At 54.2% G+C, this 24,842-nt stretch carries 24 protein-coding genes and 2 tRNA genes; 1 reads left to right on the forward strand and 25 read right to left on the reverse strand.

What is annotated here, in order from left to right; genetic code table 11:
- Position 1: 1 nt before the first annotated feature.
- From QMZ65_RS23625 to sdhC, 21 genes are all read right to left on the reverse strand, one after another.
- Positions 2–74, reverse strand: a tRNA-Lys gene (locus QMZ65_RS23625).
- Between the two features lie 52 nt (positions 75–126).
- A tRNA-Lys gene (locus QMZ65_RS23630) sits at positions 127–202 on the reverse strand.
- Positions 203–367: 165 nt separating this feature from the next.
- The gene (gene cpoB, locus QMZ65_RS23635; protein ID WP_058962357.1) at positions 368–1,177 is read right to left on the reverse strand and encodes a cell division protein CpoB; all 810 of its coding nucleotides are present in this window, start codon (positions 1,175–1,177) and stop codon (positions 368–370) included.
- 9 nt (positions 1,178–1,186) lie between these two features.
- Positions 1,187–1,702: a peptidoglycan-associated lipoprotein Pal gene (gene pal, locus QMZ65_RS23640; RefSeq protein ID WP_283216858.1), complete on the reverse strand. Its 516-nt coding sequence runs from the start codon at positions 1,700–1,702 to the stop codon at positions 1,187–1,189.
- A 64-nt stretch (positions 1,703–1,766) separates the two neighbouring features.
- Positions 1,767–3,062 carry a Tol-Pal system beta propeller repeat protein TolB gene (gene tolB / locus QMZ65_RS23645; RefSeq protein ID WP_160832594.1) on the reverse strand — a complete coding sequence of 432 codons (1,296 nt, stop codon included), beginning with the start codon at positions 3,060–3,062 and terminating at the stop codon, positions 1,767–1,769.
- Between the two features lie 115 nt (positions 3,063–3,177).
- On the reverse strand, positions 3,178–4,464 hold the full coding sequence (tolA, locus tag QMZ65_RS23650) for a cell envelope integrity protein TolA (RefSeq protein WP_283216859.1): 1,287 nt from the start codon (positions 4,462–4,464) through the stop codon (positions 3,178–3,180).
- Between the two features lie 25 nt (positions 4,465–4,489).
- Entirely contained in the window at positions 4,490–4,918 is a 429-nt protein-coding gene (tolR, locus tag QMZ65_RS23655) for a colicin uptake protein TolR (protein ID WP_034829164.1), read from the reverse strand.
- 13 nt (positions 4,919–4,931) lie between these two features.
- Complete coding sequence (gene tolQ / locus QMZ65_RS23660) at positions 4,932–5,618, reverse strand: Tol-Pal system protein TolQ (RefSeq protein ID WP_034829162.1); 687 nt, start codon at positions 5,616–5,618, stop codon at positions 4,932–4,934.
- Positions 5,615–6,037: a tol-pal system-associated acyl-CoA thioesterase gene (gene ybgC, locus QMZ65_RS23665; protein WP_202404442.1), complete on the reverse strand. Its 423-nt coding sequence runs from the start codon at positions 6,035–6,037 to the stop codon at positions 5,615–5,617. Before ybgC ends, tolQ begins: the two co-directional genes overlap by 4 nt.
- Positions 6,038–6,215: 178 nt before the next feature.
- A complete protein-coding gene (ybgE, locus tag QMZ65_RS23670; protein ID WP_045833524.1) occupies positions 6,216–6,509 on the reverse strand; it encodes a cyd operon protein YbgE in 294 nt (97 codons plus the stop codon).
- A complete protein-coding gene (gene cydX / locus QMZ65_RS23675) occupies positions 6,509–6,622 on the reverse strand; it encodes a cytochrome bd-I oxidase subunit CydX (RefSeq protein ID WP_058962355.1) in 114 nt (37 codons plus the stop codon). Before cydX ends, ybgE begins: the two co-directional genes overlap by 1 nt.
- Positions 6,623–6,637: 15 nt before the next feature.
- Complete coding sequence (gene cydB / locus QMZ65_RS23680; protein WP_058962354.1) at positions 6,638–7,777, reverse strand: cytochrome d ubiquinol oxidase subunit II; 1,140 nt, start codon at positions 7,775–7,777, stop codon at positions 6,638–6,640.
- Positions 7,778–7,788: 11 nt separating this feature from the next.
- On the reverse strand, positions 7,789–9,360 hold the full coding sequence (cydA, locus tag QMZ65_RS23685; RefSeq protein ID WP_058962353.1) for a cytochrome ubiquinol oxidase subunit I: 1,572 nt from the start codon (positions 9,358–9,360) through the stop codon (positions 7,789–7,791).
- Positions 9,361–10,062: 702 nt separating this feature from the next.
- Complete coding sequence (sucD, locus tag QMZ65_RS23690) at positions 10,063–10,938, reverse strand: succinate--CoA ligase subunit alpha (RefSeq protein ID WP_034829155.1); 876 nt, start codon at positions 10,936–10,938, stop codon at positions 10,063–10,065.
- Positions 10,938–12,104 (reverse strand): ADP-forming succinate--CoA ligase subunit beta, encoded by a 1,167-nt coding sequence (gene sucC, locus QMZ65_RS23695; protein WP_097117414.1) that lies wholly within the window; start codon positions 12,102–12,104, stop codon positions 10,938–10,940. Before sucC ends, sucD begins: the two co-directional genes overlap by 1 nt.
- Positions 12,105–12,165: 61 nt before the next feature.
- Complete coding sequence (gene odhB / locus QMZ65_RS23700; protein ID WP_034829152.1) at positions 12,166–13,386, reverse strand: 2-oxoglutarate dehydrogenase complex dihydrolipoyllysine-residue succinyltransferase; 1,221 nt, start codon at positions 13,384–13,386, stop codon at positions 12,166–12,168.
- A gap of 15 nt (positions 13,387–13,401) precedes the next feature.
- On the reverse strand, positions 13,402–16,209 hold the full coding sequence (sucA, locus tag QMZ65_RS23705) for a 2-oxoglutarate dehydrogenase E1 component (protein ID WP_097117415.1): 2,808 nt from the start codon (positions 16,207–16,209) through the stop codon (positions 13,402–13,404).
- A 209-nt stretch (positions 16,210–16,418) separates the two neighbouring features.
- The gene (locus QMZ65_RS23710; protein ID WP_034829149.1) at positions 16,419–17,135 is read right to left on the reverse strand and encodes a succinate dehydrogenase iron-sulfur subunit; all 717 of its coding nucleotides are present in this window, start codon (positions 17,133–17,135) and stop codon (positions 16,419–16,421) included.
- Positions 17,136–17,149: 14 nt separating this feature from the next.
- Positions 17,150–18,916 carry a succinate dehydrogenase flavoprotein subunit gene (sdhA, locus tag QMZ65_RS23715; protein WP_034829148.1) on the reverse strand — a complete coding sequence of 589 codons (1,767 nt, stop codon included), beginning with the start codon at positions 18,914–18,916 and terminating at the stop codon, positions 17,150–17,152.
- Positions 18,917–19,264 carry a succinate dehydrogenase membrane anchor subunit gene (gene sdhD / locus QMZ65_RS23720; protein ID WP_058962135.1) on the reverse strand — a complete coding sequence of 116 codons (348 nt, stop codon included), beginning with the start codon at positions 19,262–19,264 and terminating at the stop codon, positions 18,917–18,919.
- Positions 19,258–19,647 (reverse strand): succinate dehydrogenase cytochrome b556 subunit, encoded by a 390-nt coding sequence (gene sdhC, locus QMZ65_RS23725; RefSeq protein WP_034829146.1) that lies wholly within the window; start codon positions 19,645–19,647, stop codon positions 19,258–19,260. Before sdhC ends, sdhD begins: the two co-directional genes overlap by 7 nt.
- A gap of 631 nt (positions 19,648–20,278) precedes the next feature.
- Between sdhC and QMZ65_RS23730 the strand changes: the two genes are divergently transcribed.
- Positions 20,279–21,562, forward strand: a complete 1,284-nt coding sequence (locus QMZ65_RS23730) for a citrate synthase (protein WP_034829145.1) — start codon at positions 20,279–20,281, stop codon at positions 21,560–21,562.
- A 77-nt stretch (positions 21,563–21,639) separates the two neighbouring features.
- Here the strand turns inward: QMZ65_RS23730 and nei are convergent, their stop codons facing one another.
- From nei to QMZ65_RS23750, 4 genes are read right to left on the reverse strand one after another with little or no spacing between them, the layout of a single operon-like run.
- The gene (nei, locus tag QMZ65_RS23735) at positions 21,640–22,428 is read right to left on the reverse strand and encodes an endonuclease VIII (protein ID WP_097117417.1); all 789 of its coding nucleotides are present in this window, start codon (positions 22,426–22,428) and stop codon (positions 21,640–21,642) included.
- Positions 22,429–22,439: 11 nt separating this feature from the next.
- Entirely contained in the window at positions 22,440–23,087 is a 648-nt protein-coding gene (pcp, locus tag QMZ65_RS23740) for a pyroglutamyl-peptidase I (RefSeq protein ID WP_058962137.1), read from the reverse strand.
- 7 nt (positions 23,088–23,094) lie between these two features.
- Positions 23,095–24,111 carry a DUF979 domain-containing protein gene (locus tag QMZ65_RS23745; protein ID WP_097117418.1) on the reverse strand — a complete coding sequence of 339 codons (1,017 nt, stop codon included), beginning with the start codon at positions 24,109–24,111 and terminating at the stop codon, positions 23,095–23,097.
- Entirely contained in the window at positions 24,111–24,839 is a 729-nt protein-coding gene (locus tag QMZ65_RS23750) for a DUF969 domain-containing protein (protein WP_034829137.1), read from the reverse strand. Before QMZ65_RS23750 ends, QMZ65_RS23745 begins: the two co-directional genes overlap by 1 nt.
- Positions 24,840–24,842: the final 3 nt, after the last annotated feature.

Below are 24,842 nucleotides of genomic sequence, written 5' to 3' on the forward strand. Positions count from 1 at the left end.
GTGGGTCGTGCAGGATTCGAACCTGCGACCAATTGATTAAAAGTCAACTGCTCTACCAACTGAGCTAACGACCCATCAAGGTTGTGAAGCTTCTGAAGAAAACATCTAACATACAGCAGGTTAAGATGGTGGGTCGTGCAGGATTCGAACCTGCGACCAATTGATTAAAAGTCAACTGCTCTACCAACTGAGCTAACGACCCATCTTCAGGCTGCCGGACGCTTTGTTAAACTGCCCGGGCAACGGCGGCATATATTACTGATTTAGCGGGAGGGCGCAACCCTTATTTATCACCAAATCACTCAATTGCTTACCTTTCATGCTGCAAGACCAGAAATCATACGAAATCCGGTCTCTGCTGCACGAATTACATCCCAGCCAGACGCTTTTGCGCCAGCTTGGCAGATTCGCTGGTCGGGAATTGTTTGATCACTTGTTGATAGACCGCTTTGGCTTTCGCCGTATCGTTCTTCTCTTGCATGATCACGCCAACCTTAAACAGCGCTTCCGGGGCTTTCGGCGATTTCGCGTAATTCTTTACCACAGTGGCAAAATAATAAGCGGCATCATCTTTCTTGCCCTTGTTGTAATACAACTGACCGAGCCAGTAATTGGCATTGGGCTGGTAGGTGGAGTCAGGATACTTCTTCACCCACGCCTGCAGGGCCGTGATGGCCTGATCGAACTGTTTCTTCTCAAGAATCAGCGCAACTGCCGCATTGTAATCGGTATTCGCATCGCCGGTTTGTGCAGGGGCAGCGGAACTTCCACTGGCATTGCTACCACCTGCATCAGCGTTTCCCGCTGCTGCACCTGCGCCCGCCGCTGCGGCATCACCGCCACCGCTCGCCTGTGCCCCCGCATTACCGCTGCTCAACGTATCGATCTGCTGATAGAGCTGCTTCTGGCGCTCAATCACCTGATTAAGTTGATAGCTGTTCTGCTGGATTTGGCCGCGCAGCGAATCGATATCGCTTTGGTTGTCACTCATCTGCTGCTGCAACTGCTGCAGAAGCTGAGCCTGGGCATTGGAGATACGTTCAAGATTGGTGACACGGTCTTCGACCGAGCCTGAGCCAACGCTACTGATTGACGCCTGGGCATTAGCGGCCCAGGGGGCCGCTACGCCAACCAGTAACGACAGACTCAATAAATGAAGTCTGAAGTTACTCATCATGTAATGCTCTTAGTAAACCAGTACGGCACGACGGTTTTTAGCGTAAGCCGCTTCGTCATGACCCAGTACAGCTGGTTTTTCTTTACCGTAAGAAACGATAGACATCTGGTCAGCAGAAACGCCTTTACCCTGCAGGTACATTTTCACTGCGCTAGCACGACGTTCGCCCAGGGCGATGTTGTACTCTGGGGTACCGCGCTCATCCGCGTGACCTTCGATGGTCACTTTGTAAGACGGGTTGCCACGCAGGAAGTTAGCGTGCTGATCCAGCATCTGAGCATAGTCAGAAGACACGTCGTACTTATCCAGACCGAAGTAAACGATGTTGTTCTGCTGCAGCTGCTGCATCTGCAGACGCGCTTGCTCGTCAGAAGACATGTTACCGTTCTGGCCAGCACCGTAAGCGCCGTTGTCTGCGCCCATACCAGTCTGGTCGTTGTTGTTGTTTTTGTGCGAGCTACATGCAGCTACCGCGATTACCGGCAGAGCCAGCATCAAACCCTTCAGCACTTTGTTCAGTTGCATTTCTTTATCCTATTATTTTGTTTGCTATACATTGTCATCCCCCGCTATGCAGGGGACTCATGCATTACAGATACGGCGACCAGGCAGGGAATTTGACCTGTCCATCGGTTGCCGGAAGACGCGCTTTGAAACGCCCATCTGTTGAAACCAACTGCAACACGGAACCCATCCCCTGAGTAGAGCTATAGATTACCATCGTGCCGTTAGGCGCCAGACTTGGCGTCTCATCCAGGAACGTGTCCGTTATTGTTTGAACGGCTCCCGTTACCAGATCCTGTTTGGCGACATGCTGAGCACCACCGGCGCTGCTGATCATCACCATGGTTTTGCCGTCAGTTGACACATCCGCATCCTGGTTCTGCGCACCTTCCCAGGTAATACGTTGTGGCGCACCGCCGTTAATACCAATCTTATAAATCTGAGGCGCACCTGCCTGATCCGAAGTGTAAGCCAGTGTCTGGCTGTCCGGGAACCAGGTCGGTTCGGTGCTGTTGTAGCGACCATCGGTCACCTGACGCGTCTGGCCAGAAGCCAAATCCATCACATACAGGTTCAGGCTGCCGGTTTTAGACAGCGCGAACGCCAGTTTAGAGCCGTCCGGCGAGAAGGCCGGTGCACCGTTGTGACGTGGATAAGAAGCGACCTGACGAATCGCACCGTTTGCCAGCGTTTGCACTACCAGCGCCGATTTGCCGCTCTCAAAGGTCACGTAAGCCACTTTGCTGCCGTCTGGAGACCAGGCCGGAGACATCAGCGGTTCAGGTGAACGATGCACGGTAAACTGGTTGTAGCCATCGTAGTCGGACACACGCAGCTCATACGGGAACTGACCGCCGTTGGTCTGCACCACGTAAGCAATACGCGTACGGAATGCGCCTTTGATACCCGTCAGCTTCTCAAACACTTCATCACTGGCAGTGTGGCCTGCATAACGCAGCCATTGCTTAGTGACTTTGTAAGAGTTCTGCGCCAGCACCGTGCCCGGTGCACCGCCAGTGTCCACCAGCTGGTAAGCGATCTGGTAGCTACCGTCCGGGTTTGGCGTGACCTGGCCCACGACAACCGCATCAATACCCAATGCGCTCCAGGCAGCAGGTTGCACTTCCTGCGCGCTAGTCGGCTGCTGTGGCAGACGTGAACGATCCAGCGGGTTGAATTTACCGCTATTGCGCAAGTCAGCCGCGACGATGCCGCCAATGTCTTCTGGCGCCGCGCCTGGGCCAGCCCATTTGAACGGCACCACACCAATTGGACGTGCGGTGTTCACGCCCTGCGTAATTTCAATGCGCACTTCTGCGTGCAGCATGGCTGCCCACAGCAGTACAAAAAAACCTAAGGTTACACGAAGTGCCTGCTTCATCTTTTCTCCCTTATCTGAACCTGAGTCCACGATAATTCGCACAGTTCCTGAAAAACACGAGTGTTCATAAATTACGGCAAGCTAACCTTAGTTCAACCTGCCGTGAGTTACTGCATTATTCCGGTTTGAAACGCATTGGGGCGTTTTTAAACACTTCATACACCGCTTGCGATGGCGGCTTAGGAATTCGAGCCTGCTTCGCGGCGGTGATTGCGGCCTGGCACAATGCCGGGTCGCCACCTTCTGCTTTGACATCAATCAGCAAACCGTCAGGTGCCAATTTAATACGCAGATTACACTCTTTACCCTTAAAGGTATCCGCATCGTAGAAGCGACTTTGAATCGCACCAACGACCTGGCCCAAGTAAGAGTTAATCTCAGCGCCTGATGCACCCGCTTTCTTCTGATTCCCCTGCCCTGCCGCACCGCCAGAAGCCGTGCCACTTTTCGGTGCATTCTTACCGGACGAGAGACCACCTAACAGGTCATCAACATCACTTTCATTCTTGGCAGCTTCAGAAGCGGCTTTCTTTTTAGCATCTGCGGCTGCTTTCGCTTTGGCTGCTGCATCAGCTTTCGCTTTCGCGGCAGCATCCGCTTTCGCTTTCGCATCGGCAGCCGCTTTCTCTTTCGCTGCCTCAGCGGCTTTCTCTTTTGCTTCTGCGGCAGCTTGCTCTTTAGCCTCTTTGGCTTCCTGAGCGGCTTTCGCCTTCGCATCAGCTGCAGCCTGTGCTTTGGCCTCTGCGGCAGCTTGCGCTTTCGCTTCGGCGGCGGCTTTGGCTTGCTCTACCGCTTTCTCTTTCGCCGCTTCAGCAGCCGCTGCTTTGGCCTGTTCGTCCGCTTTCTTCTTCGCGTCCGCTGCAGCCTGCTTCGCCTCTTCTACCGCTTTGGCTTTGGCATCTGCCGCCGCTTTAGCTTGCGCATCCGCTTCAGCTTTGGCGTCGGCCTTAGCTTTTGCGGCAGCCGCTTCTGCAGCTTTCTGCTGATCCTGCGCCTGCTTCGCGGCCGCTTCAGCGGCTTTCTGTTGCTCAGCTTGCTGTTTGGCCTGCTCTTTGGCTTCCTGCTGCGCCTGCAAACGCTCTTTTTCCAGCTCTTTCAGACGCTGCTGCTCAGCGGCTTGCTTCTGCTGTAACTCTTCGGCCTGCTGCTGCGACTGTTTCTGACGCTGCTGCTCGGCACGCTGGCTGTCGCGTTGCTGATTCTGCTGGCGGTTGTACTGTTCAACCACCGCGCCGGAATCGACCATCACGGCATCAATGTCACTGCCGCCGCCACCGCCGCTGGATTCGATCTTTTCGTTAAACGAGCTCCAGATCAGCAGGGCGATCAGCACGATGTGCAGAATCACCGAAATGATTATCGCGCGTTTTAACTTGTCGTTCTGCTCGGTTACCTTCGACACTCTCGGATCCCAAAAACGGTTCGCTTTAAATCGGCTGTGTCATCAAACCGACAGATTTCACGCCTGCCTGATGTAACAGGTTCAACGCCTTGATGATTTCGTCGTAAGGCACGTCTTTTGCTCCACCAATCAGGAATACCGTCTTCGGATTGGCTTCAATGCGGCGCTGTGCTTCGCTTACCACCTGTTCCGGCGGCAGCTGCGTCATACGATCGTGATCCACCACCAGGCTGTATTGCCCGACGCCAGCCACTTCAACAATGACCGGGGGATTATCATCCGTTGAGACCGTTTTCGAGTCGGTCGCATCAGGCAGGTCCACTTCCACGCTTTGCGTAATAATCGGCGCAGTTGCCATAAAGATGAGCAGCAACACCAACAGTACGTCCAGCAGTGGAACTATGTTGATTTCCGACTTAAGGTCGCGGCGCCCGCGACCACGGGTTCTGGCCATCGTTAACCTCGACTTACTTCGTGTTGTCGGTGGAGAAAGCCTGACGATGCAGGATAGCCGTGAACTCTTCCATAAAGTTGTCGTAGCCCTGCTCCAGCTTGTTGACGCGCTGGTTCAGACGGTTATACGCCATAACGGCAGGAATGGCCGCGAACAAACCGATGGCAGTGGCGATCAGCGCTTCGGCAATACCCGGCGCAACCATCTGCAACGTCGCCTGTTTCACCGCGCCAAGCGCGATAAAGGCGTGCATGATCCCCCACACCGTACCGAACAGACCGATATACGGGCTGATGGAACCAACGGTGCCAAGGAAAGGAATGTGGTTTTCCAGCGCTTCCAGTTCACGGTTCATTGAGATGCGCATCGCACGGCTGGCTCCCTCGACCACCGCTTCTGGCGCGTGGTTGTTAGCACGGTGCAAACGGGCAAACTCTTTGAAGCCCGAATAGAAAATTTGCTCAGATCCGCCCAGCTCATCGCGGCGTCCCTGGCTTTCCTGATACAGGCGCGATAATTCGATGCCTGACCAGAACTTATCTTCAAAGGCTTCGGCTTCGCGACCCGCCGCATTCAGGATGCGCGTGCGCTGAATAATGATCGCCCATGAGGCAATAGAAAAGCCGATCAAAATCAACATGATAAGTTTGACCAGAAGGCTCGCCTTCAGGAACAAATCAAGAACATTCATGTCAGTCACTGCTTGAACTCCGCGACAATAGACTTGGGAAGCGCAATCGGCTTCATTAGATGTGGGTTGATGCAGGCAATCAGGACTTCTGCTTCATTCAGCACTTTGCCTTCTGCATTCACGATACGCTGCGAGAAGGTCATGGTGGCGCGAGTCATGGCGGTCACTTCACTCTGGATATCCAGAAGATCGTCAAGACGTGCTGCGGCAACAAAGTCTATCGTCATGCGTCGTACCACAAACGCCACCTGTTCTTCTAACAGGGCTTGTTGATTGAAATGGTGCTGGCGCAACATCTCGGTACGTGCTCGTTCATAGAAAGCAAGATAACTGGCGTGGTAAACCACACCACCGGCGTCGGTGTCTTCGTAATAGACCCTAACCGGCCAGCGAAACAGCGTTGTACTCACTCTACATCCCGGTCTCATTTTAAACGTTGCTACTATACGCAAGTGAGATCGGCTTGGGAATGGTCCGCCAGAGCCAGGAGAAAATAATTATCACACGTTAACAACTGGAAGGAATTTCAGGATATTTCTTGACCAGGCGCTGACATAAACTCACGTCAGCGCCCGAATAAAGCGGATAAAAAACAGCCTTGGGGGCTCAATGATAGAACCAATAGATTCCCAGAATCAGTACGATCATCGCAGGCAACGGTGAAAACACGGCTCGCCAGCGCGTTTGCAATGGACGGAAGCCCGTACCATGAATCACGCCGGTGCACACCGCCCAAATCATCAATAATCCATGCCAGATGGCTAAGTCGCTCGTGCGGGCGGCAAAGCGTGACGGTTGCCAGATAACACAGCCCGCCAGCCACAGCGCCAGTATCAGCGAAAGGGCCCGTAACGGGCCCTTGTCCATCAGACGATACAGCGTCTGAATCAGTGTGCGCATCAGTGTTGTTTATCCTTTGCGCCACTCTCTTCTGCTTGCTCAATCGCCAGCGCCGTGATCACGCCAAACGCACAGGCCAGCAAAGTGCCAAGAATCCAGGCAAAATACCACATGCTCAATCTCCTTAATCAGTACAGGGAGTGCGTATTGCTCTCAATGTGTTCTTTGGTGATACGGCCAAACATCTTGTAATAACACCACGCGGTATAGGCGAGGATAATCGGGACAAAGATGATGGCGGCGAAGGTCATCACTTTCAGCGTCAGCAGGCTTGAGGTGGCATCCCACATGGTCAGGCTAGTGCCCGGCACGGTGCTGGAAGGCATAATGAACGGGAACATCGCGATGCCTGCAGTCATGATGACGCATGCCAGCGTCAATGAAGAAAAGACAAACGCCCAGGCGCCCTTCTCCATGCGCGAACAGAGCACGGTCAGCAGCGGCAGCACCACGCCAAGCAGCGGGAACAGCCACAGGATTGGCGTCTGTTCAAAGTTCACCATCCACGCACCGGCTTCACGCACCACTTCTTTGCCCAGCGGGTTGGATGCAGCGTGATGATCGATGACGCTTTTCACCACATAGCCATCAATTCCGTATTTCACCCACACACCGGCTAATACGAAGCACACCATCATCACCAGCGCACTGATTTGCGCGGTGCCGCGCGCTCGCAGGTGCAGATCGCCGTTGGTACGCATCTGCAGATAGGTCGCACCCTGTGTCAGGATCATCGCGACGCTGATCACACCCGCCAGCAAGCCAAACGGATTGAGTAACTGGAAGAAGTTACCGGTGTAGAACAGACGCAGATACTCATCCGCATGGAAAGGTACGCCCTGCAGCAAGTTGCCGAAGGCCACGCCAATCACCAGTGGTGGTACAAAGCTGCCGATGAAAATGCCCCAGTCCCAGGTGTTGCGCCAGCGCATGTCCTCAATCTTCGAACGGTAGTCAAAACCCACCGGGCGGAAGAACAGCGAAGCCAGCACCAAAATCATCGCCACATAGAAGCCGGAAAACGCGGCGGCGTAAACCATTGGCCAGGCGGCAAACAGCGCGCCACCCGCGGTGATCAGCCATACCTGGTTGCCGTCCCAGTGCGGGGCGATGCTGTTAATCATGATACGTCGTTCGGTATCGGTACGGCCAAGGATGCGCGTCAGCATACCGACCCCCATATCAAACCCGTCGGTAACCGCAAAGCCAATTAGCAGCACGCCAATCAGCAACCACCAGACAAAGCGCAATACTTCATAATCAAACATGGTTGCTCTCCTTATCCACGAACGGGCTGAGCAGCCGCTTTCACGGTCTCATGATGGTAGCGGCCAGTCTTCAGGCTGCTAGGACCCAGACGGGCGAACTTGAACATCAGGTACATTTCCGCCACCAGGAAAAGGGTGTAGAGACCGCAAATCAGAATCATTGAGAACAGCAGATCGCCAACGGTCAGTGAGGAGTTCGCTACGGCGGTTGGCAACACTTCACCAATCGCCCAAGGCTGACGACCGTACTCAGCAACAAACCAGCCCGATTCAATGGCAATCCATGGCAGCGGAATACCGTACAGTGCCGCCTTAAGCAGCCAGCGGCTCTTGCCAATGCGGTTGCGAATCACACTCAGGAATGACAGAGCGATAATACCCAGCAGCAACACGCCACACAGCACCATGATGCGGAAGGCGAAATAGAGCGGAGCCACACGTGGAATCGAATCCTGTGTCGCTTTCTGAATCTGCGCTTCAGTCGCATTCGCCACATCCGGGGTGTAGCGCTTCAGCAGCAAGCCATAACCGAGATCCTGTTTGCTGGCTTCGAACTGGCTACGCACCGCAGGATCTTTGCTGCCCGCGCGCAGTTCATTCAGCAACGCGTAGGCTTTCATGCCGTTGCGGATACGCACTTCATGTTGCGACAGCAGATCTTTCAGACCGGTGACCGGTGTATCCACCGATCGCGTCGCGATCAGCCCGAGCAAATACGGGATTTGAATCGCGTACTTGTTCTCCTGCGAATCCTGATCGGGAATACCAAACAGCGTGAAGGCCGCAGGTGCAGGCTGCGTTTCCCACTCGGCTTCAATTGCCGCCAGTTTGGTTTTCTGCACGTCACCCATTTCATAACCGGATTCATCACCCAGCACGATAACGGACAGAATCGCGGCCATGCCAAAGCTGGCTGCAATACCGAATGAGCGCTTAGCGAAAGCCACATCGCGGCCTTTCAGCAGATACCAGGCACTGATACCCAGCACGAACATCGCGCCAGCGGTGTAACCTGCCGCCACGGTGTGGACAAATTTCACCTGCGCAACCGGGTTGAGCACCAGCTCGGAGAAGCTCACCATCTCCATGCGCATGGTTTCGAAATTGAATTCAGAAGCGATCGGGTTTTGCATCCAACCATTCGCCACCAGAATCCACAGCGCAGACATGTTAGAACCGAGCGCCACCAGCCAGGTTACCGCCAGGTGCTGGACTTTGCCAAGGCGATCCCAACCGAAGAAGAACAGACCAACAAAGGTGGATTCAAGGAAGAACGCCATCAAGCCTTCAATGGCGAGCGGCGCACCAAAGATATCGCCGACATAGTGGGAGTAATATGACCAGTTGGTCCCGAACTGAAACTCCATGGTGAGACCGGTTGCGACACCCAGCGCAAAGTTGATACCGAACAACTTGCCCCAGAACTTGGTCATGTCTTTATAAATTTGCTTACCCGTCAGGACATATACGGTTTCCATGATCGCCAACAAAAACGCCATACCCAGCGTTAAGGGGACGAACAGGAAATGGTACATCGCCGTCAGGGCAAACTGTAAACGCGACAGCTCGACAATATCTAACATGATGACTCCTTGCTCCTCGCATGAATTTACTCTGCGGCTGACAACGGTAAACAGCGAACATTGACGTGCAGAATAAGATCCAGGAACGACTGATTATTGATTCCAGTTTTATTACTGACAGAACAGAGAAATCTGTAGCCCGAAATGAGTGAGTAACAGTGGTGAAAATTTCCCGAAAAACCGATCGCTTCAATCTGTTTCGAGCAGGAGTGTGATGCAAGAAGGCGACAGAATTGCGCTAACAACGCCTGGCTCAAACTCCTGAAAATTCGCGGAAAAGACTGAATTGATGCAGCGCAATTTATACCGTTTGTCGTGCGTGATGCCAGCAGTAAAGTTTGTTATATCTCACGCTTTATTGATCTGGATTAAGACAATAATTTTTCAGATATGTAGTGTTAGCGTTGTTGTTAATTAGTTGTCATGAACGCGTGATGCAATTAAGTAAATAATTACTTCTCCCGTATTTTTTTAACGTTAATACCGGATACTCAGGTTTAATTTCCCCTGTGAGATCACGCACATTTTCCTATCTTTACCTTACCAACTCAGTAAGCATAGCCGCAGATTGTATCTCCGTTACGGTTTTTCCCTGCTTTTTGTGTGACTCTGCACAGGGCGCTGTGGCCACTGGCTTCCCCTTCCTTTCAGGCATAAAAAAAGCCACCCGAAGGTGGCTTCATGCACATCACCAGTGATGACTTATTTGATTGGCAGAACTGCTTTAACGGCGTCGCCAATGTCAGCCAGGCTGCGTACGGTTTTCACACCGGCCGCTTCCAGCGCGGCGAATTTCTCGTCAGCAGTGCCTTTACCGCCAGCAATGATGGCGCCTGCGTGGCCCATACGTTTGCCTTTCGGTGCAGTCACGCCCGCGATGTAGCCCACAACCGGCTTGGTCACGTGCTCTTTAATGAAGGCTGCGGCTTCTTCTTCCGCGCTACCACCGATCTCACCGATCATGACGATCACTTCGGTCTGTGGGTCATCCTGGAACATTTTCAGGATATCGATGAAGTTTGAACCTGGGATCGGGTCACCACCGATACCGACGCAGGTTGACTGGCCATAGCCGATGTCAGTGGTCTGCTTAACCGCTTCATAGGTCAGGGTGCCTGAACGAGACACGATACCTACGCGACCTGGCTGGTGAATGTGACCTGGCATGATACCGATCTTACATTCGCCTGGGGTGATCACACCTGGGCAGTTCGGGCCAATCATGCGCACGCCAGCTTCATCCAGCTTCACTTTCACGGTCAGCATATCCAGCGTTGGGATACCTTCGGTGATGGTGATGATCAGTTTGATGCCTGCGTCGATGGCTTCCAGGATACCGTCTTTGCAGAACGGGGCTGGAACGTAGATCACGGTAGCAGTGGCGCCAGTGGCTTCTACTGCTTCACGCACGGTGTTGAACACTGGCAGACCGAGATGTGTGGTGCCGCCTTTGCCTGGCGTGACACCGCCAACCAGTTGCGTACCATAGGCCAAAGCCTGCTCAGAGTGGAAAGTCCCCTGGCCACCGGTGAAACCCTGGCAAATGACTTTGGTGTTTTTGTCGATAAGAATGGACATTATTTACCCTCCGCGGCAGCAACAACACGCTGCGCAGCGTCTGTCAGGCTGGTTGCTGCAATGATGTTCAGACCGCTGTCCGCCAGTTTCTGCGCGCCCAGCTCGGCGTTGTTACCTTCCAGACGTACCACCACTGGCACGTTCACACCCACTTCTGCAACTGCACCGATGATGCCGTCTGCGATCAGGTCGCAACGCACGATGCCGCCGAAGATGTTAACGAATACTGCTTTAACAGCATCGTCAGACAGGATGATTTTGAAGGCTTCGGTTACGCGCTCTTTGGTTGCGCCGCCGCCGACATCAAGGAAGTTAGCAGGCTGGCCACCGTGGTGTTTCACGATGTCCATGGTACCCATTGCCAGACCGGCACCGTTCACCATACAGCCGATGTTGCCATCCAGCGCAACGTAGTTCAGTTCCCACTGTGTTGCGTGTGCTTCACGTGGATCTTCCTGGCTTGGATCGCGCATTTCACGCAGCTCAGGCTGACGGAACAATGCGTTACCGTCGGCGCCCAGTTTGCCATCGAGGCAGATCAGGTCGCCCTGCTTGGTGATCACCAGCGGGTTGATCTCAACCATCGCCAGGTCGCGTTCCAGGAACATGGTCGCCAGACCCATGAAGATTTTGGTGAACTGGCTAACTTGCTTACCGGACAGGCCCAGTTTGAACGCCAACTCACGACCCTGGTATGGCTGAGGTCCGGCCAGCGGATCCAATGCCATTTTGTGGATCAGGTGCGGGGTTTCTTCCGCCACTTTCTCGATTTCCACGCCGCCTTCGGTGGAAGCCATGAAGATCACGCGACGGGTAGCACGGTCAACGACCGCACCCAGATACAGTTCCTGGTCGATGTCAGTCGCGGCTTCAACCAGAATCTGGTTTACCGGCTGGCCATCAGCATCAGTTTGGTAGGTCACCAGACGCTTGCCCAACCAATGCTCAGCAAATGCACGGATATCTTCCTTGCTGTTCACCACTTTCACGCCACCCGCTTTACCGCGGCCACCGGCATGTACCTGACATTTTACTACCCACGGACCTGCGCCAATTTTAGAGGCGGCTTCTTCTGCTTCACGTGGCGTAGCGCAGGCGTAACCAGTTGGAGCTGGCATGCCATAGCGAGCAAACAACTGCTTCGCCTGGTATTCATGTAAGTTCATGATGTTCTATCCATTCAGATATGAGTTTGGGCGCACCGTTGTGCGATGCGCCCGGCGAAAATTAGACGTCCAGCAGCAGACGCGCCGGATCTTCCAGCATCTCTTTCACCGCGACCAGATAGCCCACGGATTCGCGACCATCGATCAGACGGTGGTCATAAGAGAGTGCCAGATACATCATTGGCAGGATCACAACCTGACCATTGACCGCCATCGGGCGCTCTTTGATCGCGTGCATGCCCAGAATCGCGCTCTGCGGTGGGTTGATGATCGGCGTAGACATCAGGGAACCGAACACACCGCCGTTGGTGATGGTGAAGTTACCGCCGGTCAGCTCGTCAACCGTCAGCTTACCGTCACGGCCTTTCACCGCCAGTTCTTTAATTTTCTTCTCGATGTCAGCCATGCTCAGCGCATCAACATCTTTCAGCACTGGGGTTACCAGGCCGCGCGGCGTAGACACCGCGATGCTGACGTCGAAGTAGTTGTGGTAAACCACATCTTCGCCATCGATAGAAGCGTTCACTTCTGGATAGCGTTTCAGGGCTTCAACCACCGCTTTGATGTAGAAGGACATGAAGCCCAAACGCACACCGTGACGTTTCTCAAACGCGTCGCCGTACTGCTTACGCAAATCCATGATCGGCTTCATGTTGATTTCGTTGAAGGTGGTCAGCATCGCGGTGCTGTTTTTCGCTTCCAGCAGACGCTCAGCCACACGCTTACGCAGACGCGTCATTGGTACGCGTTTTTCGCTGCGGTTAGCCACAGCAGCCTGTGGTGCCGCGGCCGCTGCTGCAGGCGCCGCTTTCGCGCCGTCAGCTTTCTTCGCGACATGCTTCTCAACATCTTCACGCGTCAGACGACCACCCACACCGGTGCCTTTAATCTGGCTCGCGTCGAGGTTGTTTTCAGCGATCAGGCGACGAACCGCTGGGCTCAGCGCATCGTTGCTCTCTTCTTCCAGAGACGCGGTTTTACGCTGTTCTGGTGTCGCTTCTTTCGTTTCTACTTTCGCAGAGGTCTCTTTACCACCGCTGTTGCCTTCCACCAGGCGGCCTAACAGCTGGCGCGAGAGCACCGTAGCGCCTTCGTCTTCCAGAATCGCTTCCAGTACACCGTCTGCTGAAGCAGGCACTTCAAGCACAACTTTGTCCGTTTCAATCTCAACCAGTACTTCATCGCGACTGACCGCATCGCCGGGTTTTTTGTGCCAGGTTGCAACCGTTGCATCCGCTACGGATTCAGGCAAATCGGGAACCAGAATTTCTACGCTACTCATTTTCTTTCCTTTTAATTAACCAAGGTTCAGCGCGTCGTTAACCAGGTCTTGCTGCTGTTGTTGATGTACGGACATGTAGCCCACGGCTGGTGAAGCAGAAGCCGGACGACCTGCGTAACGCAGTGACGCACCGAAGGGAACCACTTCGCGGAAATGATGCTGACTGCAATACCATGCGCCCTGGTTCAGTGGCTCTTCCTGACACCAGACGAAATCCTGCACATGCGCATAATTTTTCAATACGTCCTGCACTACTTTGTGCGGGAACGGATAGAGCTGTTCGATACGCACGATGGCGACATCGGTCTGCTCATTCTTGCGACGCTGTTCCAGCAGATCGTAATAAACCTTACCGGAACACATCACCACGCGTTTCACTTGTTTCGGATCCAGATCGTCAATCTCGCCAATCGCCGGTTGGAAGCTGCCATTGGCCAGCTCTTCCAGGCTGGAGACCGCCAGTGGATGGCGCAACAGCGATTTCGGTGACATCACAATCAGCGGACGGCGCATACCGCGCAGCGCTTGACGACGCAGCATGTGGTAAACCTGTGCTGGCGTTGACGGCACGCATACCTGCATGTTCTGTTCAGCACAGAGTTGCAGATAGCGCTCCAGACGCGCAGAGGAGTGCTCTGGCCCCTGACCTTCATAACCGTGTGGCAGCAGCATCACGAGGCCACACATACGGCCCCACTTCTGCTCGCCGGAGCTGATGAACTGGTCGATCACCACCTGAGCACCGTTGGCGAAGTCGCCGAACTGCGCTTCCCAAATGGTCAGCACGCGCGGTTCTGCGGTGGCATAGCCGTATTCAAAGGCCAGTACCGCTTCTTCTGACAGCACGGAATCCCAGACCTTGAACTGACCCTGGCCGTTATGGACATGGTGCAGTGGGGTGTAGGTTGAGCCGTTGGTTTGGTTGTGGATCACCGCATGACGGTGGAAGAAGGTGCCACGGCCGGAGTCTTCACCCGACAGACGGACAGGAATACCTTCGTCAACCAGCGTGGCGTACGCCAGGTTTTCCGCGCCGCCCCAGTCAAATGGCTTGTTGCCTTCCGCCATTTCTTTACGGTCATTGTAAATCTTCGCCACGCGCGACTGCACTTCGACGGCTTCCGGTACGCTGCTGATGCGGCGCGCCAGCTCTTGCAGGCGTTTGTACTCAACCGTGGCAGGATAGTTTTCATCCCACTCGTGGTTCAGGTACGGCGACCATGTGAAGGAGTGCAGGCTCATCGGACGCCATTCTGGCACCACGCATTCGCCTTCATCCAACGCATCACGGTAGAGATTGACCAGTTCAGTCGCATCTTCTAACGTCGCCACACCTTCGCTCTCCAGCTGATCGGCGTAGATCTTACGTGGCGTTGGATGTTTCTTGATTTTCTGGTACATCAGCGGCTGGGTTGCACTTGGCTCATCCGCTTCGTTATGGCCGTGACGGCGGTAGCACACCAGATCGATAAACACGTCGCGTTTAAAGGTGTTGCGATAATCCAGCGCCAGGCGAGTCACGAAGGCCACCGCTTCTGGATCGTCCGCATTCACGTGGAAGATTGGCGCCAGCACCATCTTGCCGATGTCGGTGCAGTAAGGCGTTGAACGCGCATCTTTCGGGTTCGAGGTGGTGAAACCTACCTGGTTGTTAATCACGATGCGAACGGTACCGCCCACTTCGTAACCGCGCGCCGCAGACATGTTCAGGGTTTCCTGCACCACGCCCTGGCCGATCACCGCCGCATCACCGTGGATGGTGATCGGCAGAACTTTGTTGCTGCCTGGCTCAGCCAGACGATCCAGACGTGCACGCACCGAACCCATGACCACTGGGCTTACGATTTCGAGGTGTGACGGGTTAAACGCCAGCGCCAGGTGCACTAAACCACCTTCGGTTTCAACGTCAGACGAGAAGCCCATGTGGTACTTCACGTCGCCGGTGCCGAGGTGCTCTTTGTGTTTGCCGGAGAATTCGTCAAACAGATCCTGTGGCTTTTTACCCAGTACGTTAATCAGGACGTTGAGACGACCACGGTGTGCCATCCCCAGTACCACTTCACGCGTACCGCTTTTGCCTGCATGGCGAATCATTTCGCGCAGCATCGGCACCAGAGCATCACCGCCTTCCAGTGAGAAGCGTTTTGCACCCGGGAATTTCGCGCCGAGGTATTTTTCCAGACCTTCAGCCGCGGTCAGCTCTTTCAGGAAACCTTTTTTCTCGTCGCTGCTGAATGACGCATGGCCGACCACCGATTCCAGACGCTGCTGAATCCAGCGTTTCTCATCGGTGTTGTTGATGTGCATGTACTCTGCACCAATCGAGCCACAATAGGTCTGCTGCAGCGCCGCGAACAGATCAGCCAGCTTCATGGTCTCTTTACCAATGGCAAAGGAACCTACGTTAAAGCTTTCCTGAAAATCGGCGTCGGTGAGATCGTGATAAGAAGGGTCAAGATCCGCCACCCGATCCTGTTTCCACAGGCCGAGCGGATCGAGGTTAGCGTGCTGATGGCCGCGGAAGCGGAACGCATTGATCAGCTGCAGCACTTTAACCTGTTTGGAATTAGTAGCCGGATCGGTGACTGAGGATGTGTAGCGGGTCGCATCTTTTGCCAGGCGGCGGAAGTAATCACGCGTGGTGGAGTGAAACTGCTCAGGTTTCACGCCAGTGCCGGGCAGCTGTTGGAACAGCTCGCGCCACATTTCATCAACTGAGTCAGGATCGGTCAGGAAATCCTCATAGAGTTGCTCTATGTAGGATTGGTTCGCGCCGGCCAGCCAGGAGGAGTCCAGCCAGGGTTTCATCGCGCTGTTCTGCATTGTGATCCCTTAAGCATTAATCTGCTTTTTATGAGGTTTCATTTGTTGCCGCTTTCGCGGCTTGCCGTAGTGAGTTCAGCGATACGAACCTGTGCGCAACCGGCGCCTGGCCCGTAAGGGAACCTTTATAAGCGTGGTCAGTACCGCGCTTATAAAGGCTTCCGTAAACTGCCGGGAACCTTAAGTTCCCGGACAGTGACTTCAGTGTGTTACGCCCCGCGTTGCAGCAGCATCGACTTAATATGGCCGATAGCGCGCGTCGGGTTTAGTCCTTTCGGGCACACGCTCACACAGTTCATGATGCTGTGACAGCGGAATACACTGAAAGCATCGTTCAGATTGTCCAGACGCGCATCGGTTTCGGTATCGCGGCTGTCGATCAGGAAACGGTAAGCGGCTAACAAACCTGCCGGACCGATGAACTTGTCCGGGTTCCACCAGAACGATGGGCACGAGGTCGAGCAGCAAGCGCACAGAATACACTCGTACAATCCATCCAGGTGCTCACGGTCTGCCGGGGTCTGCAGATGCTCGCGTGCTGGCGGATTTTCCCCATTATTCAACAGGAAAGGCTTAATCTTCTCATACTGCGTATAGAATTGTCCCATATCAACGACGAGGTCGCGGATCACCGGCAAACCAGGCAGTGGACGGATAACAATTTTCTTCGTGCCATTACCCAGCGCGGAGACTGGCGTGATGCAGGCCAAGCCGTTTTTGCCGTTCATGTTGAGGCCGTCAGAACCGCAAACACCTTCACGGCATGAGCGACGGAAGGCCAGCGTTGGGTCCTTCTCTTTCAGACGAATCAACGCGTCCAGCAACATCATGTCACGACCGTCTTCTGACTCCAGCGTGTATTCCTGCATACGCGGTTTGTCATCGACTTCCGGGTTGTAACGATAGATAGAAAATTCGAGTCTCATGATGATCTCCGCAATTAGTAGGTACGCGCTTTCGGCGGGAAGGCCGCACGCAGTTTCGGTTGCATGTTCACCTCACGGCGCGTCATGCTTTCCGTTTGCGGAACATAGAGGCTGTGACACAGCCAGTTAGCATCATCACGTTCCGGGTAGTCGAAGCGGCTGTGTGCGCCACGGCTTTCGGTACGGAAGTTTGCAGCGACCGCCGTGGCGTACGCGGTTTCCATCAGGTTATCCAGCTCAAGGCACTCGATACGTTGGGTGTTGAAATCTGGCGAACGGTCATCAAGACGCGCTGACTTCAGACGTTCACGAATCACTTTCAGCTCTTCCAGACCTTCACGCATCGCATCACCTTCGCGGAATACCGAGAAGTTGTTCTGCATGCAACGCTGCAACGCTTTACGGATTTCAACCGGATCTTCACCCGTGGTGTTGTTTTCCCAGCGGTTGAAGCGCGCCATGGCGGCATCAATGTTTTCCTGCGTGGCTTCGCGCAGTTCACCCTGCTCTTCCAGACACTCCAGCAGGTGCACACCCGCCGCGCGGCCAAATACCACCAGGTCGAGCAACGAGTTACCGCCGAGACGGTTAGCGCCGTGTACTGATACACACGCAATTTCGCCTACCGCGAACAGGCCCGGAATCACTTCGTCTTCACCCTGCTCGTTCACGCGCAGCGCCTGACCGGTCACTTTGGTCGGCACGCCGCCCATCATGTAGTGGCAGGTTGGAATAACCGGAATCGGCTCTTTAATCGGATCGACGTGCGCAAAGGTACGCGACAGCTCAAGGATACCCGGCAGACGCGATTCCAAAACTTCTGCGCCCAGATGATCGAGTTTCAGCTTGATGTGCGGGCCCCATGGACCGTCACAACCACGGCCTTCACGAATTTCCACCATCATGGAGCGTGCGACCACGTCACGACCTGCCAGGTCTTTGGCGTTTGGCGCATAACGCTCCATGAAGCGTTCGCCGTGTTTGTTCAGCAGGTATCCACCTTCACCACGGCAACCTTCAGTGACCAGCACACCCGCACCGGCGATACCGGTTGGGTGGAACTGCCACATTTCCATATCCTGCACCGGCACACCGGCACGCAGCGCCATACCTACGCCGTCACCGGTGTTGATGTGCGCGTTAGTAGTGGACTGGTAAATACGGCCTGCACCGCCCGTTGCCAGAATGGTCGCTTTCGCTTTGAAGTAAACGGTTTCACCGGTTTCCATGCAGATAGCGGTACAGCCGACAATCGCACCGTCTTCATTTTTCACCAGATCCAGCGCATACCATTCGGAGAAGATGGTGGTTTTGTTTTTCAGGTTCTGCTGATACAGGGTATGCAGCAGTGCGTGGCCAGTACGGTCGGCTGCCGCAGCGGTACGCGCCGCCTGCTCACCGCCGAAGTTCTTCGACTGACCACCAAACGGACGCTGATATACGCGGCCGTCATCAAGACGGGAGAAAGGCAGACCCATGTGTTCCAGTTCCAGAATCGCTTCCGGACCGACGTGACACATATACTCGATCGCGTCCTGGTCACCGATATAGTCGGAGCCTTTGACGGTATCGTACATATGCCATTCCCAGTTATCTTCATGGGTGTTACCCAGCGCAACGGTAATACCGCCCTGCGCCGATACGGTATGAGAACGGGTTGGGAAAACTTTGGATAACAGGGCACAAGTCTGGCCCGATTGGGAGATTTGCAGAGCCGCGCGCATTCCCGCGCCACCCGCGCCGATCACCACGGCATCAAATTCTCTGACTGGCAAACTCATTTACACACCCCACACAACAACGATTCCATAAACGGCATACGACAACAGCGCGACCACAATCACAAACTGCAGCAGCAAGCGGGTTGCTACTGGTTTAACGTAGTCGGTCAGGACCTGCCACATACCAATCCAGCCGTGGACCAGAATCGAGAACAGCGTCAGTATCGTAAACACTTTCGTGAAGGCAGAGGCGAAGAAGCCGTGCCAGGCGTCATAGGTCAGGGTGCCGGTCATCACCACAAAACCAAGGAGGTAGATGATGTAGAGCGTCATTAAGATTGCAGCAGCACGCAGTAACAGCCAGTCATGAATACCGTTGCGTCCTAATGCAGAAGCATTGCTTACCATACGAGGACTCCAGCCAAAATTGAGAGCACGACAGTGATACCAAAAGCCGCTTGCGCGGAACGGGTTCCCACCTGCAGGGTTTCTTCCATAAAGCCAAAATCAGCCAGCATATGACGAATACCGCCCACGACGTGGTACGCCAGCGCAGTCAGGATGCCCCACATGATGAATTTGGCGAAGAAGCTGTCCATGATGGAAGCCGCTTGCTGGAAGCCTTCAGGAGAAGAGAGAGAGAGACCCAGTAACCAGAGCAGTATTCCGAGAGCGACAAAGGTGATCACGCCGGAGACGCGGTGGAGAATGGACGATATTGCAGTAACGGGAAACCGGATCGTCGAGAGATCCAAGTTAACAGGTCTTTGTTTTTTCACGGTTTTGCCCACACAGCTCTTTTTTATTTTGCTTCCTCCGGACCTGAGTCGCATCAGAGCACAGCGCGTGTTCAGACTGCAACCGCCACCAAAAAAGCAACATCCAGTGTTAAGTGAAGCGAAAAAACGCTGGGTGGCTCCTGGTGTCAGGGTATTCCGGAGACCTGGCGGCAGTATAGGAGGATCACATTCTGATTACAATTCCCCTACAATCTCTTTGGTCACATTTAGGCTGAACAGTGATCCGACTCACGAATTTCACAATTCATACATTTTTAATTATCTGATTTGACAAAAGATCAACATTTCAGTTACAAACAAACGCATTAAAGCCCTATGATGCACAAAAGTTATGGGGATACACTTTCCCCTAAGCTCAAGTTATGTAACATTGCCTTTACGAGCAACACAAAGCATCAGGTTATTGGTTACCAAGAAGTTATGTCGTGACAGGATCTTTAACATCCGCGCTGTTCAGCATGTCATGCCCGAACGCCACCGACTGGCCCTAATACATCTCCCTGTAACCCTGCACGACAAACGTTACCGCAGAGTGATACTGTGAAGATTGTGGTTTTATACAACATGAAGGCTATTCTGGTGTCTAAGATCCTTACCTACTAAGGCGCTATGGAGACGAAAAATGACAGATAAAAAAGTGACGCTAACCCTACAAGATAATGCTTCCGTTGAACTGGATGTGATGCAAGGTACGCTGGGACAAGACGTTGTTGATGTCCGCACACTTGGCAATCACGGCCTGTTCACTTTTGATCCCGGTTTCACCTCTACTGCGTCATGCGAATCTAAAATCACTTTTATTGATGGTGATGAAGGCATTCTGTTACACCGCGGCTTCCCGATTTCCGAACTGGCAACCCACTCCAACTACCTCGAAGTGTGTTACATCCTGCTGAATGGCGAAGCTCCGACCCAAGCCCAGTTTGAAGAATTCCGCACCACCGTTACCCGCCACACCATGATCCACGAGCAAATCACCCGACTGTTCCATGGCTTCCGCCGCGACTCGCATCCGATGGCGGTCATGTGTGGTGTCACTGGCGCCCTGGCGGCGTTCTATCACGACTCCTTAGACGTCAACATTGAACGTCACCGTGAAATCGCTGCCTTCCGCCTGCTGTCCAAAATGCCGACCATGGCAGCGATGTGCTACAAATATTCGATTGGTCAGCCGTTCGTTTACCCACGTAACGACCTGTCCTACGCAGGCAACTTCCTGCATATGATGTTCGCCACACCGTGTGAAGAGTACAAAGTGAACCCGGTGCTGGAACGCGCCATGGACCGTATTCTGATTCTGCATGCTGATCATGAGCAGAACGCCTCTACCTCAACCGTGCGTACCGCCGGTTCTTCTGGTGCAAACCCATTTGCCTGTATCGCTGCGGGTATCGCTTCACTGTGGGGACCGGCACACGGTGGCGCCAACGAAGCTACCCTGCGTATGCTGGAAGAGATCAGCACCGTTGAGCACATCCCAGAATTCGTACGTCGCGCGAAAGACAAAAACGATTCGTTCCGTCTGATGGGCTTCGGTCACCGTGTTTACAAAAACTATGACCCTCGCGCCACCGTGATGCGTGAAACCTGTCACGAAGTGCTGAATGAGTTGGGTATGAAAGATGACCTGTTGGAAGTGGCGATGGAGCTGGAACATATCGCGCTGAACGACCCGTACTTCATCGAGCGTAAACTCTATCCAAACGTCGATTTCTACTCTGGCATTATTCTGAAAGCGATGGGTATTCCTTCTTCCATGTTTACCGTTATCTTCGCGATGGCGCGTACCGTGGGTTGGATTGCACACTGGAAAGAGATGCACGACGAAGGCATGAAGATTGCGCGTCCACGTCAGCTGTATACCGGTTACACCGAGCGTCCATTTAACTCGGCGCTGAAAAAGTAACCCACAGCTAAATGAGTGTGAAAGAAAGGCTGCCATTTCATTGAGATGGCAGCTTTTTTATTGTTCGCATTATGGGGTCAAAACTGACATCCCGGGCACCAGTAAAATGGCCGCGACGATAGCGTGCCTTTCTCAATCAGCGTGCCGCAGCGCCGACATCTCTTGCCCTGGCGATGAAACACCTCAAAGCGAAACGCCGCATCGGCATGGTATTTCTTCATACTGCCGCGCATCTGATACGACAAACGTGGCACCGCCAGCATCGCCTCACTTAATGCATTGAGCTGTGCCTCAGTGAGATCCTGCGCCCGATGCGACGCCAGCAATCCGGCATGCCATAAAATCTCCACACGCAAATAGTTACCCAATCCCGCCAGAAAGGCCTGATCGAGTAACAATCCGCTGAACTGACGGCGACGAAAACGCGGCGATAGCAGCCGCTCACGCACCTCTGCCACCGTTAAAGTGGCATCGAGCACATCAGGCCCCACGCGCTGCAGAAAGGGATGTGCGCCGACGGTATCTGCATTGAGCAGTTCAATATCCGAAGCGCTATAGAGCAGGATGGTCTGTTCGGCGTTTGCCAGCCGTACGCGCAACTGCCGCGAAGTGTTGGGTTCAGTGCCGGTCGGCACCACACGCCACACGCCGTACAATTGATTATGGCTATAAAGAATTAAGCCATTCGAAAAATGCGTCAGCAGTGCTTTGCCACGTGTTTCAAAAGCCGTAATGGTTTCACCCATTAGTGCCGGTTCGTAGGTTTTCAGTTCAGGAAAGGCAAACCACACATCAGTGAGTGGCCTGCCTTCCATCGCCGCTGCCAGTTGATCCGCCGCACGGCGGATCTCCGGTCCTTCAGGCATAACGTCTCCTGTTAATGCGTCGATCCACCGACCACGCGGATGTCATTTTCAGTGCTCAGCATCACCTGCAACGAGGTTTCCAGCGCCAGGATCACGCTGGCCGTCGCCATACTGGCGACGCCGGGATGGTTCACCGCCTGTTCCGGCATATAGGGAATATGAATAAAGCCCCCGCGCGCCGGGCTGTTGGTGGTCTTCAGCCAGTGCAACAGGCTGTACATCACGTGATTACAGGTAAATGTGCCGGCCGTTTGCGATACCGAGGCCGGCACCCCCACTTCACGCAGTGCTGCAACCATCGCTTTAATCGGTAAGGTGGAAAAATAGGCGGCAGGTCCATCCATCACGATGGGCTGGTCGATCGGCTGCTGCTGATCGTTGTCGGGAATACGCGCATCATCCACGTTGATCGCCACACGTTCGACGGTGATATCAACACGCCCACCGGCCTGGCCCACGCACAATACTCGGTCAGGTTGAATCTCATCCAGCGCTTGCGTTAGCACCTTTCCGCAGGTGGCAAACACCACGGGTAGCTGGCGCACCACAATTCGGGCTCCGGCAATCTCTTTACCGTCAAAACTGCGCACCGCTTCCCATGAAGGGTTAATGGTTTCGCCACCGAACGGCTCAAACGCCGTCATCAATACCGTTTTCATTGCGACCTCATAAGAACATCAGGAAGTAGAGCAGGAATACGTTTACCACCAACAGTAGCACACCGGTTGGCACCTGAGCCTTGATCACCCCGTTTCGATCCGGCAACTCCAGTAAGCGCGCGGGTACGATGTTGAAGTTCGCCGCCATCGGCGTCATCAAGGTGCCGCAATAGCCAGAAAACATGCCAATTGCCGCCATGACCGCCGGATTGCCGCCGTGTTGCAGCACCAGAATAGGAATCCCAATGCCAGCCGTCACTATCGGGAAGGCGGCAAACGCATTACCCATCACCATGGTCAGCAGCGCCATGCCAATCGCATACACCGCAACCGCAATCAGGCGATTGTCCACTGCCAGATACTGTTCAGTAAGATGTGAAATCGCAGTGCCGACGCCCGCGCTGGTGAATAACAGACCAAGCGTGGCAAGAATTTGCGGCAGAATAAATGCCCAACCCACTGCATCCAGCAGGCGGCGAGTTTCCTGCATCGACTGCAGCGGTTTTTCATGGGTGATTTGCAGCGCGATTATCCAGCCCAGCACGCAGCCGACCATCATCGAGAACAGGGTCACCAACGTTGAATGATTACCCGGGCCAAACACAGCATCTTGCAAGCCAGGGATGTTATTAAACGCCAGCACACCAATCACGGTGACCACCGGAATCGCCAGCGCGGGCAAAAACAGCTTATTACGCAAACGCTTCGCACTTTCGCGCTTCTGCTGATCGCTGCGCTGATGATAGCTGCCGAGGCGCACGCCGCCGAAACCGGCAATTAACGCCATCAACACCACCGCAATGCCGACGCCAATGTGCAGCATGCGTTTACCCGCAGCGGCATCGCCTGCCCACTGCCCCATTAGTTGATAAGCACCATCACCAATCAGGAACATCAGGCCATACAGCGCCCAGAATAAACCGGTCGTAAAGCGTCTTGGGTTAGCCGCATCACGCCAGGAGAGAACGGCGACCACCAGCAGGATCACCCCTGCCAGCCACATCAGATATTGTTGCTGAAACATTATTTCCCGCCTTTGGCGTGCAACGCCTGCTGATTAATGGCACCCAATTCACGCGCCAGCTGGCGGTCAAGGCGCACCAGTCGCGCCGAATGGATCAGGAAGGCACAGAGTGCGGTGGGAATACCCCACAAAGCGATATGCAGCGGCTCGGTGCTAATGCCTGCCGACTCCTGCATAAAGTTGTGCATGAAGATAATCGCGCCGAATGCGACAAAGATATCTTCACCAAAGAACAGCCCGACGTTATCGGTGGCTGCCGACATGGCGCGCAAGCGATGGCGCACTTCATCGGGCACTTCACCATAGCGGTTTTCTGTGGCGCCTTCTGCCATCGGTGCCAGCAGTGGACGCACCATCTGCGGATGACCTCCGAGGCTGGTTAAACCGAGTGCTGCGGTGATTTCACGCACGAACAGATAGACAATCAGCAAACGGCCCGCCGTCGCGGTTTTGATCTGCGCGATCCAGCTTTGTGCGCGCTCCTTCAAACCGTGGCGCTCCAGCAAACCGATCACGGCCAGCGGCAGCAGCAAAATCAGCGGCAAGTTGCGGGTGTTCAGGAAGCCGGAACCAAGTTTCTCCAGAATATCGGCCAGCGGCAGATGCGCGGCCAGGCCGGTCACAAAACCGGCAACAATCACCACCAGCACCGGGTTAAAGCGCAACACGAATCCCAGAACGATGGCGGCAATGCCGAGTAACGGCCAGAGATTGACCACGTTATCCATGTT

This window comes from Pantoea sp. EABMAA-21, assembly GCF_030053335.1.
GTDB lineage: Bacteria > Pseudomonadota > Gammaproteobacteria > Enterobacterales > Enterobacteriaceae > Pantoea > Pantoea communis.